The 19,113-nt window shown below is 34.8% G+C and carries 18 protein-coding genes; 13 read left to right on the forward strand and 5 right to left on the reverse strand.

Annotated features, from left to right (window positions below):
- Window positions 1–35: 35 nt before the first annotated feature.
- Entirely contained in the window at window positions 36–425 is a 390-nt protein-coding gene (gene ytxJ, locus ACMDB5_RS11740; protein WP_413998447.1) for a bacillithiol system redox-active protein YtxJ, read from the reverse strand.
- A 144-nt stretch (window positions 426–569) separates the two neighbouring features.
- Between ytxJ and clpB the strand changes: the two genes are divergently transcribed.
- From clpB to ACMDB5_RS11755, 3 genes are all read left to right on the forward strand, one after another.
- Complete coding sequence (gene clpB, locus ACMDB5_RS11745) at window positions 570–3,173, forward strand: ATP-dependent chaperone ClpB (RefSeq protein ID WP_413998448.1); 2,604 nt, start codon at window positions 570–572, stop codon at window positions 3,171–3,173.
- 448 nt (window positions 3,174–3,621) lie between these two features.
- On the forward strand, window positions 3,622–4,194 hold the full coding sequence (locus ACMDB5_RS11750; RefSeq protein WP_413998449.1) for a helix-turn-helix domain-containing protein: 573 nt from the start codon (window positions 3,622–3,624) through the stop codon (window positions 4,192–4,194).
- A gap of 183 nt (window positions 4,195–4,377) precedes the next feature.
- Window positions 4,378–5,265, forward strand: coding sequence for a carbon-nitrogen hydrolase (locus ACMDB5_RS11755; protein WP_413998450.1), 888 nt, complete (start codon window positions 4,378–4,380; stop codon window positions 5,263–5,265).
- A 75-nt stretch (window positions 5,266–5,340) separates the two neighbouring features.
- Here the strand turns inward: ACMDB5_RS11755 and ACMDB5_RS11760 are convergent, their stop codons facing one another.
- Window positions 5,341–6,867, reverse strand: a complete 1,527-nt coding sequence (locus ACMDB5_RS11760) for a choice-of-anchor I family protein (protein WP_413998451.1) — start codon at window positions 6,865–6,867, stop codon at window positions 5,341–5,343.
- Between the two features lie 187 nt (window positions 6,868–7,054).
- Between ACMDB5_RS11760 and ACMDB5_RS11765 the strand changes: the two genes are divergently transcribed.
- Window positions 7,055–8,095, forward strand: a complete 1,041-nt coding sequence (locus ACMDB5_RS11765; protein ID WP_413998452.1) for an agmatine deiminase family protein — start codon at window positions 7,055–7,057, stop codon at window positions 8,093–8,095.
- A 77-nt stretch (window positions 8,096–8,172) separates the two neighbouring features.
- Here ACMDB5_RS11765 and ACMDB5_RS11770 read toward each other — a convergent pair whose 3' ends face one another.
- Complete coding sequence (locus ACMDB5_RS11770; protein ID WP_413998453.1) at window positions 8,173–10,446, reverse strand: M1 family metallopeptidase; 2,274 nt, start codon at window positions 10,444–10,446, stop codon at window positions 8,173–8,175.
- Between the two features lie 175 nt (window positions 10,447–10,621).
- On the opposite strand from ACMDB5_RS11770, the gene ACMDB5_RS11775 reads away from it, so the two are divergent.
- The 3 genes from ACMDB5_RS11775 (at window position 10,622) to ACMDB5_RS11785 (ending at window position 12,713) form a co-directional block, all read left to right on the forward strand.
- Window positions 10,622–11,473 carry an aldose 1-epimerase family protein gene (locus ACMDB5_RS11775; protein WP_413998454.1) on the forward strand — a complete coding sequence of 284 codons (852 nt, stop codon included), beginning with the start codon at window positions 10,622–10,624 and terminating at the stop codon, window positions 11,471–11,473.
- A gap of 20 nt (window positions 11,474–11,493) precedes the next feature.
- Window positions 11,494–12,045, forward strand: a complete 552-nt coding sequence (locus tag ACMDB5_RS11780) for a GNAT family N-acetyltransferase (RefSeq protein ID WP_413998455.1) — start codon at window positions 11,494–11,496, stop codon at window positions 12,043–12,045.
- Window positions 12,046–12,161: 116 nt separating this feature from the next.
- Window positions 12,162–12,713, forward strand: a complete 552-nt coding sequence (locus tag ACMDB5_RS11785; protein WP_413998456.1) for a DUF3575 domain-containing protein — start codon at window positions 12,162–12,164, stop codon at window positions 12,711–12,713.
- Window positions 12,714–12,715: 2 nt separating this feature from the next.
- Here ACMDB5_RS11785 and ACMDB5_RS11790 read toward each other — a convergent pair whose 3' ends face one another.
- A complete protein-coding gene (locus ACMDB5_RS11790) occupies window positions 12,716–12,946 on the reverse strand; it encodes a VF530 family DNA-binding protein (protein WP_413998457.1) in 231 nt (76 codons plus the stop codon).
- A 50-nt stretch (window positions 12,947–12,996) separates the two neighbouring features.
- Here ACMDB5_RS11790 and ACMDB5_RS11795 point away from each other — a divergent pair, with 50 nt between their 5' ends.
- The 3 genes from ACMDB5_RS11795 (at window position 12,997) to ACMDB5_RS11805 (ending at window position 15,114) form a co-directional block, all read left to right on the forward strand.
- Window positions 12,997–13,485: a SixA phosphatase family protein gene (locus ACMDB5_RS11795; protein WP_413998458.1), complete on the forward strand. Its 489-nt coding sequence runs from the start codon at window positions 12,997–12,999 to the stop codon at window positions 13,483–13,485.
- 39 nt (window positions 13,486–13,524) lie between these two features.
- Complete coding sequence (gene smpB, locus ACMDB5_RS11800) at window positions 13,525–13,980, forward strand: SsrA-binding protein SmpB (protein WP_413998459.1); 456 nt, start codon at window positions 13,525–13,527, stop codon at window positions 13,978–13,980.
- Window positions 13,981–14,064: 84 nt separating this feature from the next.
- Window positions 14,065–15,114, forward strand: a complete 1,050-nt coding sequence (locus tag ACMDB5_RS11805) for a Fic family protein (protein WP_413998460.1) — start codon at window positions 14,065–14,067, stop codon at window positions 15,112–15,114.
- A 28-nt stretch (window positions 15,115–15,142) separates the two neighbouring features.
- On the opposite strand, the gene ACMDB5_RS11810 is transcribed toward ACMDB5_RS11805, so the two are convergent.
- Entirely contained in the window at window positions 15,143–15,784 is a 642-nt protein-coding gene (locus ACMDB5_RS11810) for a protein-L-isoaspartate(D-aspartate) O-methyltransferase (protein WP_413998461.1), read from the reverse strand.
- Window positions 15,785–15,915: 131 nt separating this feature from the next.
- Between ACMDB5_RS11810 and ACMDB5_RS11815 the strand changes: the two genes are divergently transcribed.
- The 3 genes from ACMDB5_RS11815 (at window position 15,916) to ACMDB5_RS11825 (ending at window position 19,112) form a co-directional block, all read left to right on the forward strand.
- A complete protein-coding gene (locus tag ACMDB5_RS11815) occupies window positions 15,916–16,881 on the forward strand; it encodes a Gfo/Idh/MocA family protein (RefSeq protein WP_413998462.1) in 966 nt (321 codons plus the stop codon).
- 58 nt (window positions 16,882–16,939) lie between these two features.
- Window positions 16,940–17,827, forward strand: coding sequence for a 3-hydroxyacyl-CoA dehydrogenase family protein (locus ACMDB5_RS11820; RefSeq protein WP_413998463.1), 888 nt, complete (start codon window positions 16,940–16,942; stop codon window positions 17,825–17,827).
- A gap of 64 nt (window positions 17,828–17,891) precedes the next feature.
- Entirely contained in the window at window positions 17,892–19,112 is a 1,221-nt protein-coding gene (locus ACMDB5_RS11825; RefSeq protein ID WP_413998464.1) for a DUF1015 domain-containing protein, read from the forward strand.
- Window position 19,113: the final 1 nt, after the last annotated feature.

The raw sequence follows: 19,113 nt of genomic DNA on the forward strand, positions 1-19,113 counted from the left end.
GATTTTTTTTATTTAAAGTATATCCTCTCTAATTCTTATACTTTATCTTTCAAATCCACAGCATCAATATCGCTATGAGAAGCATTATAAAACGCTTTTCCGTCCTTAATTAAGATCAACTGAGGAGATTGATGTTGCACCCCAAAACGACTCGCTATTTCGTTAGAAACATCGCGGTACGCTATTAAATCCAAAAAATAAACTGTAACTTTATCTTGTAAATCAAACTCGTTTTCAAATTGTTTCAGGGCCATTCTGCTCACACTACAGCGCGTACTGTGTTTGAAAATGGCTACCGGTTTTTCATTAGATAAAGCGATAATTTCGTTTAACTGTCCCAAATCAGTTAGATCAACCCAATTGATTTTAGTTTTAGAATCATTTTGGTTCTCTGAACCGTTAAAAATATTTGTAAAAAAACTCATAGTTGTCTTGTTTTAAGTCATTTTGACCTGATTTTGTGATAAAAACCACATAAAAACAAGTCAATTTGTCGGTAATTCTATTATGGAATATATATTGAATATTGATTCGCAAAGTTAGCTAAATAACACAAACAATATAAAATCATGAATATAAATAAATTTACAATCAAATCTCAGGAGGCTATCCAAAGTTCGCAACAATTGGCTCAAAGTCTGGGCCAGCAACAAATTGAAAACGAGCATATTTTCAAAGCGATATTCGGTGTCGATGAAAATGTTGCTCCTTTTATTTTGAAAAAACTCAACGTAAATGTGCCTTTATTTCTTCAGATTTTAGATAGTACCATCCAAAATTTCCCTAAAGTTTCTGGTGGCGAAATCATGTTGTCAAGATCCGCAAATTCAGCACTGAACGAGGCTGAAATTATCGCCGGCAAAATGAATGACGAATACGTTTCTATCGAGCATTTGATACTGGCTATTTTTGATTCGAAAAGCAAAGTCGCCCAAATATTAAAAGACCAAGGAGTTACCGGAAAAGGACTGAAAGCCGCCATTGAAGAACTGCGAAAAGGCGAAAGAGTAACTTCTGCCTCAGCCGAAGAAACCTACAATTCATTAAACAAATATGCTAAAAACCTCAACGAATTGGCTCGCTCCGGAAAACTGGATCCGGTTATTGGCCGTGACGAAGAAATCCGACGCGTGTTGCAAATTTTAACCCGAAGAACCAAAAACAATCCGATGCTTGTTGGGGAACCCGGCGTGGGTAAAACCGCTATCGCAGAAGGGTTAGCGCACCGAATTGTAGATGGTGACGTTCCTGAAAACCTAAAAAATAAAATCGTCTACTCTCTTGATATGGGAGCCCTTATTGCCGGAGCCAAATACAAAGGGGAATTTGAAGAACGATTAAAATCCGTCGTAAAAGAAGTCACTTCTGCCGAAGGAGATATCGTTTTATTCATTGACGAAATCCACACCCTTGTTGGAGCCGGCGGTGGCGAAGGCGCCATGGATGCGGCCAATATCCTCAAACCTGCTTTGGCGCGTGGAGAATTGCGCGCTATTGGGGCAACTACTTTAGACGAATACCAAAAATATTTCGAAAAAGACAAAGCACTCGAAAGACGTTTCCAGAAAATTATGATTGAAGAGCCCGATACCGAAAGTGCGATTTCAATCCTGCGTGGTATTAAAGAAAAATACGAAACACATCATAAAGTACAGATCAAAGACGAAGCCATTATTGCGGCTGTCGAATTATCTCAGCGCTATATCACCAATCGATTTTTACCGGACAAAGCCATCGATTTGATGGACGAAGCGGCTTCAAAAATACGCATGGAAATCAATTCAAAACCCGAAGAACTGGATGTTTTGGATCGAAAAGTAATGCAATTGGAAATCGAAATCGAAGCCATCAAAAGAGAAAAAGATGAGAGTAAACTCAAAATCTTAGGAATGGATTTGGCCAACCTTAAAGAAGACCGAAACAAAATATTTGCCAAATGGAAATCAGAAAAAGATGTAGTCGATAACATTCAGGCTGTAAAAACGGAGATTGAAGATTTCAAATATGAAGCCGAACGTGCCGAACGCGATGGCGATTACGGAAAAGTAGCCGAAATAAGATATGGAAAAATAAAAGAAGCCCAAGAACGTTTGGATGTTTTACTGAAACAATTACAGGAAAATCAACATGGAACTTCGTTGATAAAAGAAGAAGTAACCCGCGAAGACATTGCTGAAGTGGTTGCCAAATGGACCGGAATACCGGTAATGAAAATGTTACAAGGAGAACGTGAAAAACTATTGCATCTAGAAGAAGAATTACACCACCGCGTCGTTGGTCAAGAAGAAGCCATAGAAGTCGTCAGCGATGCCGTACGCAGAAGCCGCGCCGGATTACAAGATATGAAAAAACCTGTTGGGACTTTTCTATTTCTGGGGACAACTGGTGTTGGTAAAACAGAATTAGCCAAAGCTTTGGCCGAATACCTATTTGACGATGAAAACGCCATGACTCGTATCGATATGAGCGAGTACCAGGAACGCCACAGCGTAAGCCGATTGGTGGGTGCGCCTCCGGGATATGTAGGTTATGACGAAGGCGGACAATTGACCGAAGCTGTTCGAAGAAAGCCCTATTCTGTAATCTTATTGGATGAAATCGAAAAAGCGCATCCCGATACCTTTAATATCTTGTTACAGGTTTTGGATGAGGGACGATTAACGGATAATAAAGGACGTCTTGCCGACTTTAAAAACACGATTATCATTATGACCTCGAATATGGGAAGCCAAATCATTCAAGATAAATTTGAAAATCTGAAAGGTAGCATGGAAGCGGCTACAGAATTAGCAAAAATAGAAGTATTGGCCTTATTGAAGCAAACGGTTCGTCCGGAATTCATTAATCGTATTGACGAAATTGTAATGTTTACGCCACTTACCAATGCCAATATCACGAAAATTGTGAGTTTACAACTCAAAGGTATCACCAAAATGCTCGCCTTGCAAGGCATCACGATGGACGCCACACCCGAAGCCATTGACTATTTATCCGAAAAGGGATACGACCCACAATTTGGCGCCAGACCAGTGAAACGTGTCATCCAAAGGGATGTTCTCAATAAATTATCTAAAGAAATCCTAGCAGGAAAAATCACTACCGATAGTATTATCCTATTGGATGCCTTTGATGGGGAATTGGTTTTTAGAAACCAGACTAAAGTGGTCTCTTAATGAAAAATAGAACAGTTTAAAAAGCATCAGCCGAAAGGCTGGTGTTTTTTTTTGAACATTGTAATCATTTTCAAAAACTAATTCCCTGCTATCCAAGTGTATCTTTATTCCAAACAATAACATAATGAGGATCAACCAAGTCATTATTACACCGTAGCTTATCATTACACAACATATAAAAAAACTTCAAAAAAGGTTAATTTAGATACCTACTGGGATTCCCTTTCATAGTTTAGTATTAGCCATTTCTATTTAATCAATTGTAAGATACTCAATCAAATTTCAAGTAAATTTACAAGTATTTATTATTACATTAGCAAGACTATAACCTTCTATATTCAGAACCAATCGATGATGTTTAATCAAATGTCGTGTTAATGCCGTAAGAAAACCGCTATCAAAGTATCTATTTATAAATAACTTTGACACCTAATCAAATAGCAAAATCATGAATAGTATCGGGAAAACAATTAATGAAACTAGAAAATCAAAAGGATATACTCAAGAAGAATTGGCAGAATTATCAAAAGTCAATTTGAGGACGATACAACGAATTGAAAGTAACAAAAGCGAACCGCGTGAAAAAACATTAAAACTTATTTGTGATGTTCTTCAAATTGACAAAGAGAGTTTACTCCAAAAAGACAAAAAAACTGAAAGTAAAAAAATTGGCACCATAATTATCAATGTTTTCTTTCTTGCACTTCTTAATTTACTTTTAATGACAATTATAGGATACTTAACTTTAGATTCGGAGGCAAATAAAAATAGCCGAATTGCTGCAGTTTTGCTAAGTTTTTTCATTCCATTTTTTATTGTTTATTTGACTCAAAAAATGAGTGCAATCGAACGAATGTTAAAATTCGGTATAGGATTTATAACCTATATCATCATGGTTTTAATAGTACAAGGATTCCGAGTTGGTTTTCAAAATGGATTTCATAAGGGTTTATTCCTTTGTTTAGCCATATCTATTGGAGTTCTATTTTACGGAAAAACATTAATAAAACCCGAAAAATAAAACTTCGTCCTTTTTTCGGAATTGCTCAAAAATGCTAGCTGACTTGGTTGCTCTTGAAAAACATAATTTAGCACATCCAATAAATAAGTCTAAATAAGAAATAAAAGACTTACAAATTTTCTAATTTTCCTACTTTTTACTCTTCATAAAATTGACTATTTTTGCAGTCTAAAAATTTATCTGATGTCAAATAAAAAATACAAAATAGCCGTTATTCAGTTAAACCTTAATGACGTTGCCGAAAATAACCTAAAAAAATGTTTAAGTTGGGTTCGTGATGCCGCTAATCAAGGTGCTGAAATAATTTCTATACCGGAATTATATAGCAGCCATTATTTCTGTCAGAGCGAAGATGTAGACAATTTTGCTTTGGCTGAACCTTTATACAGCACCTCATTTATTGCCTTTAGCGAATTAGCTAAAGAGCTTGGTGTGGTAATCATTGTTCCTTTCTTCGAAAAAAGAATGGCAGGAATCTATCACAACAGTGCTTACATTATAGATACTGACGGAACCGAAGCGGGATTGTACCGAAAAATGCATATCCCGGATGACCCGCATTTTTATGAAAAGTTCTATTTCACTCCTGGCGACTTGGGGTTCAAAACCATACCTACTCAAAAAGGAAAAATTGGAACTTTAATCTGCTGGGACCAATGGTATCCAGAAGCAGCTCGTTTGACAGCTTTAAAAGGTGCAGAGGTTTTATTTTACCCAACAGCAATTGGATGGCATCCACAAGAAAAAGAACAATATGGTGAGAACCAATATGGAGCTTGGATGAACGTAATGAAAGGTCATGCTGTGGCAAATGGAGTATATGTTGCCGCTGCCAATAGAATTGGTCTAGAACAATACCTTCCTGATACGGCGGGAATCCAATTTTGGGGCGCTTCGTTTATAGCAGGACCACAAGGAGAAATTTTGGCACAAGCCTCACACGATAAAGAAGAAATCCTGATTGCCGAAGTTGATCTAGACTTACAGGAAAATGTGCGTCAGAATTGGCCGTTTTTTAGAGACAGACGAATTGACGCTTTTGGAGATATTACAAAAAGAGCGATTGACTAAATCTTCTTTTTTATAATTAAAAAATCCCTGCTTAGAAAAAATTCTTAGCAGGGATTTTTATTTGAAAGTAAACTTTTAATTTAAATCCGGTTGGAACATTTTAACCACACCATCGCCTTCACTACTCACAACTACTAAACTTCTTTTGGTAGGACTTTTAGAAGCTGGAATAAAAAGCAATCCTTCTGGCGCATCTCCGGTTTTAAAAGCCTGCAAAAATTTTGGCGCAACTGGATTACTAACGTCGTACACCATAACAGCATCCACTCGTTCCAATCCAACAAAAAGAATCGTTTTATCACCCATTTTAGTCACCACAACGGATTCTGGCTCTACTGATTTATCATCACTACGATTGTCATCATAAATGCCTAATTCTTGTGCTTTTTTATCCAATTCATTTTTACTGTCGAACACTAATGCTCCTGTGTTTCCATTCCAAATGGAGAAAGATCGGGCTCCAAAAGAAACTAATTCATCAAAATCGCCATCACCGTCCGTATCTCCCATTTTGGTATTGATATTCAATCTTCCCATACTTGACTCTGCCTTTAGAAGTGCCGCATTAGGAAATGCTATTGGATCCAGAACAACTGAAGAACTGCTGATTCTTTTTACATCTACAAAAGCTGAATATTCTCTGGCATCGCCTTCATTTGCAGTAACAAAATAAGGGGTTTTATTGATCTCAAAATTACTGATGGCATCGGGTTGAAACATTCCTTTCGCTTTCCAAGTATTCGCCAAAACACCACCATCTTTGTCACTGATATCTACAGCATTTTCGGCAAGATTGTAGTCTTTATAACCCAATGGGAAAATATTCGTGATCGTTTTAGTAGCCAAATCAATTTTAGCCACACCGTTATTTTCCTGTAAGGTAACCCAAGCCGTTTTTGAATCAGAAGAAATCGTTATGTATTCTGGTTCGATATCAGAGGCAAAATTATTGGTTGGACTTGCTATTCTAAATCCTTTCGTTTTTAGCGTACTCAATTGAGTGCTAAAATTTCCAAAATTTAAAGTCGTCACCGCATAATTATTGTTCACTGCAATAATAGAAACCGAACCATCCGGATCAATCGAATACGTATCATTTGGTTCCCCTTCATTAGCCGTCATGATATAATTCCCGTCGGGAGAGAAAGTAATCATATCAGGCAAAGCACCAACCGTTATTACTTTAATCACACTGTAACTAGCCGTATCAAACACAACCACTTTTCCGGCATCTTGCCTATTGGGTGTCGCTTCTAATGCTACTGCTAATTTGCCATTATAAGTTGCAACACTATTAGAAGCACCATTAAATGGGGTTAAATCAATACTTGTTACAAAAACTGGACTGGACGGATTAGACAAATCAATAACATCAATTCTATTTGTATTGCTGTTGTTTACTGTAAATAACTTTTTAGAAACTTCATCATACGCACTTATTTCTGCAGCTCCGGCACCACCTATAGTAATGGAACCAATTTCTTTGAAAGTGGCTGCATTTTCATTTACAACCAACTCCGGAGATTTCTCTTTATCAGAATCATTTTCGCAACTTGACAATACCATAATTGCCGCTAATAGTGTAATACCATATTTTTTCATAACTGTATTTTTTAATTTTTTTCAAAAATAACTAGCTGAAGCCCGACACGAATTAACTCAGCATTATATAATCATTACCAAAACTATTCTTATAAATTCATGAAATGGCCGAAAATGAATAGTTACTAACTATTTTAAAATCCTACTGAATGTTTATATTTGCAGTCTTTATAATTAGATAAGCTGTATGACGACAAATAATAGAAGGTTCCCAGCAGAATGGGAAAAGCAACAAGGAATTTTACTTTGTTTTCCTCACAACGGAAAAGATTGGCCTGGAAAATATGAAGCGATTCAATGGGCTTTTGTAGAATTTATTAAAAAAGTGGCTACTTACGAAACCGTTTTTTTGATGGTTTCCGATCAAAAATTAAAAGAAAAAGTAAACGAAATGCTAGAAATGGCAAGGGTAAACCTTAATAATGTTTCTTTCATTATTCAAAAAACCAACAGAAGTTGGATGCGCGATTCGGGTCCGATTATCGTTAAAAATGGCGAAACAAGAGAAGCGTTAAACTTTAATTTTAACGGTTGGGCAAAATATAAAAATTTCCAATTAGACAAACATGTTCCTGCAACAGTAGCTGATTTCCTGAATATGCCACTTACCCAAGTGATGTACAAAGGAAAGCTCGTAATCGTTGAAGGAGGCGCTATTGACTCCAATGGAAAAGGAACTCTGTTGACTTCTGAAGAATGTTTGATGCATCCGGATATTCAAGTGCGAAATCCTAATTTTACCAAAGCGGATTATGAGGCCGTTTTCAAGGAATACCTTGGAATAACAAATGTAATCTGGCTAGGAGATGGCGTTGAAGGCGACGATACCCACGGGCATATTGATGATTTATGCCGTTTTATCAACGAAGACACCATTGTAACTATTGTAGAAAAAGATCCTAATGATAGTAACTATGCTCCTTTGCAAGACAATTTAAAACGTTTGCAAAATGCAAAATTAGAAAATGGTGAATCTCCAAAAATTGTAGAATTACCAATGCCAAAACGATTGGATTTTGAAGATTTAAGATTGCCAGCTAGTTATGCCAATTTCTTGATTTTGAATCAATGTGTATTGGTTCCTACTTTTAACGACCCAAATGACCGCCTAGCACTGAATATTCTAGCAGACTATTTTCCAGACAGAGAAGTTATTGGAATCAGTTCTATCGATTTGATTTGGGGTTTTGGAACTTTGCATTGCCTGAGTCAACAAATTCCAGCTTAAGATTTCAACTAAAATTTTCTTATAACAAAAAACACCAGCAAGAGATTGCTGGTGTTTTTTTGTTCAATATAAATAACTTATTTGTTTTTTGTAAATGGTATTTTTTGACCATTTTCGATAATTATCATATCAAACCCAGTTTTACTTTCATTAAACTGAAATCTAAGCCCTGCCCTTTTTGATTCAAAAAGATCTTTCCCAGCTGGTTCTACCGAAAATTTTGGATAATCTGTAATTTCTACATTAAGAACACTATTTTTCTCTGTAAAAACAATTTTCATAGGTGCACTTGGATTTGAATAATTACCTAGGTAACCGTCTAAAATCAAATCTTTTTCGATAACTCCTTTGTCAGCTGTCCAAGTATTATTTCCTCCGTTATTGTCTGGAAGAGCATGATCCGGATCTAACTTTATACTTTCAATTTCCTCGGTAGAATTGTGTTTAAACGACCAAACCTTATTTCTCTGCCAAATCTCAACCGGCAATTTTACTCTTTCTATTTTTCCACTTTTTGTTTTCAACTCCAAAACTACAGGCATAGGCATTTTTTCGAAGTTTTCAATAGTAATTATAACACCTTGTTTTGGATCATTTTTCACATATTTAATAGAATTAATTCCTTGATCAAAACGCCAGTTGTATTGAAACCAACCTCTCCAAAACCAGTTTAAATCTTCGCCAGAAACATTCTCCATGGTTCTAAAAAAATCATCAGGTGTAGGATGTTTGTATGCCCAACGCTCCATATAAGTTCGAAAAGCTCTATCAAAAACCTCTTTACCTAAAATTTGCTCACGCAAAATAGTTAATCCAGAACTTGGCTTGTAATAAAGTAAAAGACCGATATTAGCTTCTTTCATATTATCAGGTGAACTCATTATTGTTTCCAAATTAGGACTTGTAAACATTTCAGCTCTTTGATGCAAATCAGATACTTCTTCTTTATATTCCCCATTATTAAAATCAACAGAACTCAATGAATTGATAAAAGTATTAAAACCTTCATCCATCCATCCAAATAAACGCTCGTTAGATCCTACAATCATAGGAAACCAAATATGACCAAATTCGTGATCAGTAACTCCCCATAAATCCGCTCCTTTTGATTCCCAACTACAAAAAACAATTCCAGGATATTCCATTCCTCCTTCGTTACCTGCTACGTTTACCGCTTCCGGATAAGGATATTCTAGCCATCTTTTAGAATAGTTTTCAATCGATCCTTTAGTATATTCTGTAGAACGCCCCCAAGCTGCATCTCCAGCACTTTCAACCGGATACGCAGAAAGAGCCAATGATTTTTTGCCACTTGGTAAATTGATTTTTGCACCATCTAAAATAAATGCTGCAGAAGAAGCCCAAGAAACATCGCGTGAATTTTTCATTTTATAATGCCAGGTTTTAGTGGCAGTTGTAGCTGTTTTATTTGCTAAAGCATTTACTTCGTCAGCAGTACGTATAAAAACAGTTTTGTCGCTCAATTTAGCCTGTGCTAATCTTTTTTGTTCTACCGTAGTATAAACTGCTGTTGGATTTACTAATTCTCCTGAACAAACTACAATATGATTTGATGGCGCCGTTATATTTACGTCAAAATCTCCATATTCTAAATAAAACTCAGATGCTCCTAAATACGGATGAGTATTCCATCCTCGTACATCATCATACACACACATGCGAGGATACCACTGAGCAATGGTAAAAATCTTTCCATTTTTAGTCTCAAGAACTCCAGTTCTATCGGAACCTTCGTATGGAGAGATATATGAAAAATCGACTTTTATTTTTACAGTTCCGCCTTTAGATTTTAATTCCTGCGGAAGAAAAACCTGCATTCTGGTATCGCTAATCATAAATTTAACGTCAGTTTCAGTAATTTTCCCTTTCGCAGTACTAACCACTTTTACTGATTTGATTTTATGCCCTCCATCAAACACTTGTCCTTGAGCTCCATTACGGCTTCCTGTCAAAGGTACTATGGCATTACCACGTGAATCTGCCTTGAATAAATTTTGATCCAAATGCATCCATACAAAAGACATTTTGTCTGGACTATTATTGGTGTAACTAATTACTGCATTACCAATGATTTCATTTTTTTCTTCATTTAACTTTACCGTTAATTGATAGTCAGCTCTGTTTTGCCAATATTCAGCACCGGGTTGACCACTAGCTGAACGTGTTCCTGAACCATTTTTAGTATAAAAAAATGGACCAAAAGCATCATGGTAATTATAATTTGATGTTGGGGCATTCCCTGTAACAGCAGGAGTTTGCTGTGCCCAAAGGGAAGAGATTCCCAATAATAAAACCATTTGAAGCATGGCTTGAAACCGAATATTTTTCATGTTTTTACTGTTTATAGAGCAAATTAATGAAAAAAAAGAGGACCAATAAATTAATACTCCTGATTTAATCAAAATTTATGAAAATTTTTACAAAAAAATTAGCTGCTATTCACTATCATAAGTAAAATTTATAAAATATATTTACAGAATAAAATTAATTCAATAAGTCTTTATCTTGACAACAACAATAACTAACTCCAAGCTAACAGCCCAAATTAACCATGCTGGCGCCGAATTATTCTCCTTAAAAGACAGTTCTAATAAAGAATACATCTGGGAAGGCAATCCTGAGTTTTGGGGAAAGCACTCCCCTATTTTATTTCCGATTGTGGGAACTCTCAAAAACAATTCTTTCCAATTTAACAATAAAGAATACAGCTTGTCTAGACATGGTTTTGCCAGAGACATGGTTTTCAATTTAATTGACAAAAAAGAAAATAGTGCTACTTTTTCTATTCAATCAACTGCAGATACCTTAAAGATTTATCCTTTTGATTTTGAGTTACAAATCAACTATACACTTTATGAAAATAGTCTAGAGATTCAATACACGGTTGTCAACAAAAGTAAATATCAAATGCCTTTTTCTTTAGGAGCACATCCTGCCTTTTATTTGTCGGGTAATTTTGAAGATTATTCTCTTGAATTTGAAAAAGACGAGGTTTTAGAATACCATCTTTTGGAAAACGGATTAATCTCTGATGAAACAAAAAAATGTACGCTTCAAAACAGCAGAATTCCTATAACCTATCAATTGTTCGAAAATGACGCATTGGTTTTCAAAAAAATGGAATCTAAAACCGTAACAATTATAAAGAATCAAAGTCCAATACTAAAAGTTCAATACGAAGATTTCCCCAGTTTAGGAATTTGGACAATAGAAAATGCTCCTTTTCTTTGTATAGAACCTTGGTTTGGTTATTCTGATACAACCGGCAGCAATGGTGATCTTTTTACAAAAGAAGGAATTCAGATTTTAGATCCAAATCAAAGCTTTAAACCAAAATTCAGTATTGAGATTTTATAACCCATTAAAATAACACTATTATGTTGACTATAAATTTCACTCCTTTCCCGAATTTAGAAACGGAACGCTTATTATTAAGACGCGTTGACAAAAATGATGTGAACGAGATTTTTGAATTGCGTTCCAATCCGGAAACCATGAAATACATCCCGAGACCATTAGTAAAAACTACCGAAGATGCTCTGGAACATATTGCAAGCATTGATTCAAAAATAGACACTAACGAAGGAATCAATTGGGCAATTACATTAAAAGGAAATTCAAAATTGATTGGAGTAATTGGTCATTACCGAATTAAGCCAGAGCATTTTCGTGCAGAAGTTGGGTATATGTTACTGCCGGAATACAGTGGAAAAGGTATTGTTACCGAAGCTGTTCAAGAAGCAGTTAAATACGGTTTTGAGATAATGAAACTGCATTCCATTGAAGCTATTATTGATCCCGAAAACGATGGTTCGGCACGAGTATTAGAGAAATGTGATTTTGTAAAAGAAGCACATTTAAAAGAAAACGAGTTCTATGAAGGACGTTTTTTGGATACTGTTATTTATTCTATTATAAACAAACGCTAATCCTTCACAATTTATATCGTTAAAATAAAAAAACTTCAAACTTCTCAAATTAATATTTCTATATTTGGCCCAAAAACTAGGCGCTTTCTTATAAAGCATTAGTTTAAAACTATTCTATGAAAAAATTACTTGTTTTTACTATCCTTTTCTTTTCAATTCAATCTCAAAGTCAAACCTACGTAAAAGGCAATGTCTTTACCACATTATTAACCATACCAAATCTAGGAATCGAAACTAGCATCGGCGGAAAATCAACTTTGTCGTTTGATGTTCTTGCTTCACCTTGGAAATCTTTAGATAATAAACCATTTCAATTTTATACTTTCACTTCTGAATATCGCTATCATTTTAATGAAAACTACAAGGGATTTTATGTTGGTGCCAATATTGGGGGAAGCAAATTTAATTTCCAAAAATGGAATTATTTAAATACCGATATGTATGAAAAAGGAATGGGATATTTTGCTGGAGCTACAGTTGGATACCAAGTAAAATTAAATGAGAAGTTCATGCTGGATTGCTTTTTAGGAGGTGGTTGGCATCAAGGCTTTTACAAAGGATATCTGATAAGTACTGGAGAAAGATACGAAAAGGCACAACACTATAATAAAAGTGGAGAATGGTTACCCTACAGAGGAGGCGTTATGGTTTCGTATAAATTGAATTAATTTTATTTTACAAATTTATTCACGGTTCTAACGTACAAATCTTCTACTTGTTTTCTTGCCCAATCTGTTTTTCGTAAAAAAGTAAGACTCGATTTGATACTTGGATTATCATTAAAACATTTAATTTTAACTAGTTCTCCCAAGGTGTCAAATCCGTAGTGGTCTACTAGTTTTTCTAAAATGGCTTTTAATGTTATTCCGTGAAGAGGGTCGTTAGATTTTAAGTTTTCCATTATACAAATATATAAAACTAGAGATATAACCCGTTTTTAAATTAATCCAAATGAAAAAATATTTAATAATAATCGTTTTATTTGTTTTGCAAAATAGTTTTGGACAACAAAATACAACTACTACTTATTATTTTATTCGCCATGCAGAAAAAGCAGACGATTCTAAAAATCCCGACTTATCCGAAATAGGTTTTGAAAGAGCAAAAACCTGGAATAAAATATTCTCTGAAATCAATTTTGATCAAATATATTCGACAGATTACAATAGAACACAGCAAACCGTAAATCCAACTGCTATATCCAAAAAAATAAGTGTTAAACTTTACAATCCTAAAACGATAGCAATTGAAAGCTTTAAAAAGGAAACTTTGGGTAAAAAAGTTTTAATCGTTGGCCACAGTAATTCCATACCAAATTTTGTAAATCAAATTATTAATCAAAAAATATATCCTAATATTGACGAAGATACTTTTGGTAATCTTTATATTGTGACCATAACTGATGACACGATTACATATCAATTGCTGAAATTGCCCTAACCTATTGCTGAACCTTTAATTTTTGCTACCTTTGCAACCATGTTAAAAACTATAAATATACTCAATAAACGAGCAAGATTCGACTATGAAATAATCGAAAAGTTTACTGCTGGAATCGTTTTGGCGGGAACCGAAATAAAATCCATACGTTTAGGGAAAGCAAATATTACGGAAAGTTTCTGCGAATTTAGCGGTACTGAACTTTTTGCAATCAATACTTATATTGAAGAATATGCTTTTGGGAATCAATTCAACCACAAAGCCCGAAGCGAAAGAAAACTTTTGTTGAATAAACGAGAGCTGAAAAGTTTAGCAAGAAGTGTTCAAGCCAAAGGATTAACCATTGTTCCTTTAAAATTATTCACTAACGAAAAAGGAATGGCTAAACTGGAAATAGGACTTTGCCGAGGTAAAAAAACCTATGATAAACGCGAATCATTAAAAGAGCAAGATACCAAACGCGATTTAGACCGAATCAAAAAAGCGTATAAATAATAAAAAAAGGAAATTGACTTTCCTTTTTTTATTATTCAAAATGATGACTAAATTTGTCAAGACTGTTTAAAACCTGACTTAAAAATGAAAACACTACTCAAAAACGCAAGAGAACAAAAAGGACTCAAAACTAGAGAAGTGGCACAGATTTTAGGCATAGATCAGGCTTTAATAAGTAAATTTGAAACCGGAACCAGAAAACCAACAAGAGAACAGGTCGTAAAAATTGCCACGCTACTAGAAATCGACCTAGAATCTCTTATGATTACTTGGCTCAAAGAGAAAATCATACATGAAATTGGCAATGACGAATTTGCATTGCAAGCACTAAAAGTTGCCGAAGAAGAAATTAAATCAAACAGAGATTCTTCGGCTAAAAAAGTTTCATCAATACTTCAAAAGTTCTTAGACGAAATAGCTATTTTTAAGGCTAAACTAAATTCTTTTCGACCAGCTGAAAACAATTCCATTAATCAAATTCTTGATTTAGAATATACACATTCTAGCAATTGGATTGAAGGAAACACTCTTACTTTGGCTCAGACTGATTTGGTTGTCAATGAAGGACAAACGATTGCCGGCAAAAGTATGCGAGAACATTTGGAAGCAATAAACCACCAAGAAGCGATTGTATTCATCAAAACCATGATCCAAAAGAATGCTATTCTTGGCGAAAAAGAGCTCATTTCTTTGCATGGTATTATTTTAAGAGGAATAATACCTAAAGAAGCAGGACAATACCGAAATGTATCCATTACAATAAAAGACAACAGTTTTAATCCTTCAGAACCGACAACTATTCCAAAAGAAATAGAAGCACTATTTAATTGGTATGAATTAAATAAAAATAATATCCATCCAATTATTTTGGCTGCCACAATAAAAGAGCGTCTCTTAACCATTCATCCGTTTATAAATGGAAATGGAAAAGTTTCGAGACTGATTATGAATCTAATTCTTTTACAGCACGGTTACCCAATAGCAAACATTAATGCAATCGAAGAGAAACGAATGCAATATTACCAAACGCTAAAAGCTTCTTTAACAAAAGAAAACAAAGAAGATTTCATCTTGTTTATCGCTCAAACGGAAAAAGAAAGCATACAGAGATGTCTTGAAGTTATCAGCCAATAAAAAACCATTCTGTTACGAATGGTTTTATTTAATTTTTATCTTCCAATAAAGGCACGAATCGGAATTCCCCGAGTTCATGTTTTTCAAACTGTGTCTCATTTTTACGAATCAACAATGTCATTTCCTGCACATCATCTCCCAAAGGAATAACAAGTCTCCCTCCTATTTTTAACTGTGCCATCAAAGGCTTTGGTATAAACGGTGCTCCAGCAGTTACAATAATGCTGTCAAAAGGGGCATAACCCGGTAAACCTTTATAGCCATCGCCAAAAGAAAGATGTTTGGGACGAATTCCCAACTTAGGCAACAAAACCGAAGTTTGCTTAAAAAGTTCATTTTGCCTTTCTACACTAAATACTTTTGCGCCCATCAAACACAAAACGGCAGTTTGGTAACCGGAACCGGTTCCGATTTCCAAAACTTTATGCTCTTTTTTTATTTCCAATAATTGCGATTGAAAAGCAACAGTGTAGGGTTGCGAAATAGTTTGCCCCGCACCAATAGGAAATGCCTTGTCTTGGTAGGCATAATCTTCAAAACTGGAATTCAAAAAAAGGTGTCTTGGTATTTTTTTGATCGCTTCCAAAACATTTATATCGGTAATCCCTTTTTGCTGTAAAACGTTTACTAATTGATTCCGAAGTCCTTGATGTTTGGCTGTGTCTTTCAAAGTTTGTAAATTTTATTTTGGTAAAAATAGAGGTTAAAACATCATTTTCCAAATGCTAAATTCAACTTCAAAAATCATTATTTTAATTGGTATTTGGTATTTATTGTTATTTTTGTAGAAATTACATCACTATGCTAAAAATTGGAGTATTAGGTGCTGGTCACCTAGGAAAAATACATTTGCGATTATTACAACAATCTAAAAAATATGAATTAGTTGGTTTTTATGACCCTAATCAAGAGAATGCTGAAAAGGTTTCTAAAGAATTTGGATACAAACATTTTAGCACTATCGCAACACTAATCCACGCTGTGGATGTTATAGATATCGTTACCCCTACACTTTCTCATTACAAATGTGCAAAAGTTGCCATCAAATCAGGCAAACACGTTTTTATTGAAAAACCAATCTCAAATACTTTAGAAGAAGCCGAAGAAATTATTGCTTTAGCTAATGAATACAATGTAAAAGGACAAGTAGGACATGTCGAAAGATTCAATCCCGCCTTTATCGCCACAAAAAACATGATTGAAAATCCCATGTTTATTGAAACCCATCGATTGGCCGAATTCAATCCTCGCGGAACGGATGTTCCCGTAGTTTTAGACTTAATGATACACGACATCGATGTTATTCTAAGTGTCGTAAAATCAAAAGTAAAAAATGTTAGCGCCAGTGGTGTCTCAGTTATTAGTGAAACTCCGGATATTGCCAATGCCCGAATCGAATTTGAAAATGGATGTGTTGCTAATTTGACTGCCAGCAGAATTTCAATGAAAAACATGCGTAAAACCCGCTTTTTTCAAAAAGACGCTTACATCTCTGTTGACTTCTTAGAGAAAAAATGCGAGGTTGTAAAAATGAAAGACGCTCCTGAAGTTCCTGGCGATTTTGATATGATTTTGCAAAATGCAGAAGGCGTAAAAAAACAAATCTACTTCTCTAATCCTGATGTAGAACAAAACAACGCCATTCTAGAAGAATTAGATACATTTGCCGATGCAATCAATAACGATACGACTCCTATTGTAACCTTAGAACAAGCTACAGAAGCGCTAAGAGTTGCCTATCAAATTATCGATTGTTTTAAGAAATAATCATGCCCTCTTATTTAAAAGTTAAACGAGAAAACTTTAAAATTAAAATATAAATTAAATGAAAATAATAGCAGTAATCGGAGCAGGAACAATGGGTAACGGAATTGCCCATACTTTTGCCCAAAGTGGTTTTACCGTAAAGTTAATTGATGTTTCCGAAAAATCATTGGATAAAGGAATGGCAACCATTGCCGCCAATTTAGATAGAATGGTAACAAAAGGAACCATTACTGAAGAGGACAAAATGAAAACCATTTCTAATATCATCACTTATACAGACATCAAAGATGGCGTTGTAGGAGTTGATTTAGTGGTTGAAGCTGCAACCGAGAACGTAGATTTAAAGCTGAGTATTTTCAAACAATTGAATGACGCTTGCTCTCACAACACCATATTAGCCACCAATACTTCTTCTATTTCTATTACACAAATAGGAGCTGTTGTTTCACATCCGGAACGCGTTATTGGAATGCATTTTATGAATCCGGTGCCGATTATGAAATTGGTCGAAATCATTCGTGGTTACAATACCAGTGATGAAGTGACCAAAATCATCATGACATTATCAGAAAAATTAGGAAAAACTCCTGTTGAAGTTAATGATTATCCGGGTTTTGTTGCTAATAGAATTTTGATGCCAATGATCAATGAAGCAATCGAAACTTTATACAATGGTGTGGCAGGTGTTTATGAAATTGACACTGTAATGAAATTAGGAATGGGACATCCAATGGGACCATTACAACTAGCCGATTTTATTGGACTTGACGTATGTTTAGCGATATTAAATGTAATGTACGACGGTTTCAAAAACCCAAAATACGCTCCTTGTCCTTTATTGGTAAATATGGTTCGTGCCGGAAAATTGGGTGTGAAATCTGGTGAAGGTTTCTATGACTATTCCGAAAGTAAAAAAGCAGAAAAAGTTTCTAAACAATTTATTTAAAAGTCACATTTTCAGTTTTCAGGAGATTAATATTCCCGAAAACTGAAACTGAAAACCAAATCCGATGGCCAAAATAAGTCCTTTTAAAGCAGTTCGGCCTACCTCTGACAAAGTGAGCTTGGTTACTTCTCGTTCCTATGATGATTATGGAACTGTAGAACTTGCTGCCCATTTAGAATTCAATCCGTTTTCATTTTTGCATATTCTCAATCCGGCTTATGCAAACCAACAAAAATTAGGTTGGGAAAATCGATTAAAAATGGTAAAACACAAATACCAAGATTTTAAAAAAGACGGTGTTTTAATCCAGGAAAAAAAAGCTGTTTTTTATCTTTACGAGATACAATCAAAAGACCACTCCTTCACTGGGATTTTGGCAGGAATTTCTATTGAAGATTATCAAAACAACATAATCAAAAAACACGAGGATACCTTACAATATCGGGTTGATCTGTTCAAGGATTATTTGCATCAAACGGGATTTAATACCGAGCCTGTTTTGATAACTTATAACGACAATAAGGAGCTTTCGGAATGGATTTCGACTAAAAAAACATCTCGACCAATTTACGAATTCGCTACCACTAATAAAGAAAAGCATATTCTTTGGACTATTGAAAGTCAAGACGAAATCAATTGGCTAAAAAATCAATTTGAAAAAATAGGCGATTTATATATTGCCGATGGGCATCATCGATCTGCTTCTGCCGAATTGCTTTTTGAACAAGACAAGAATCTAGGCAATGAAAACCTGAATTATTTCATGAGTTTTCTTACTGCAGAAAGCAATGTGAAGATTTACGAATACAACAGAATTATCAGGGATTTAAACAACTATTCGAAAGAGGATTTTATCAAAAAAATATCTGACCATTTTGTAATCAAAAGCAAAAAACAGGAATTGTGGAAACCAAAACACAAGTTTGAATTTGGAATGTATCTCGACGGCGAATTTTATGCATTGCGATTAAAAGAAGAATTCCTCATTTTCGAAAATGAATTATCAAAACTTGACGCACAAATAATATTCGACACGGTTCTAAAACCAATTCTGGGTATAGACGATTTACGCACCGATGACAGAATTGAATACGTACCAGGAACAAAATCCATAACTACCATAAAAGAATTGGTAGATAGTGGTGAGTTTAAAGTTGGTTTTATTATGTTTCCATCAAATATTAATGAAATAAAGGCTTTGGCTGATGCCAATTTAATTATGCCTCCCAAGAGCACATACATCGAACCCAAGTTCAGAAGTGGTTTAGTGATTTATGAGCTTTAAA

Origin of the sequence: Flavobacterium sp. W1B, from assembly GCF_047344965.1 — a bacterium.
Classification (GTDB): Bacteria; Bacteroidota; Bacteroidia; order Flavobacteriales; family Flavobacteriaceae; genus Flavobacterium.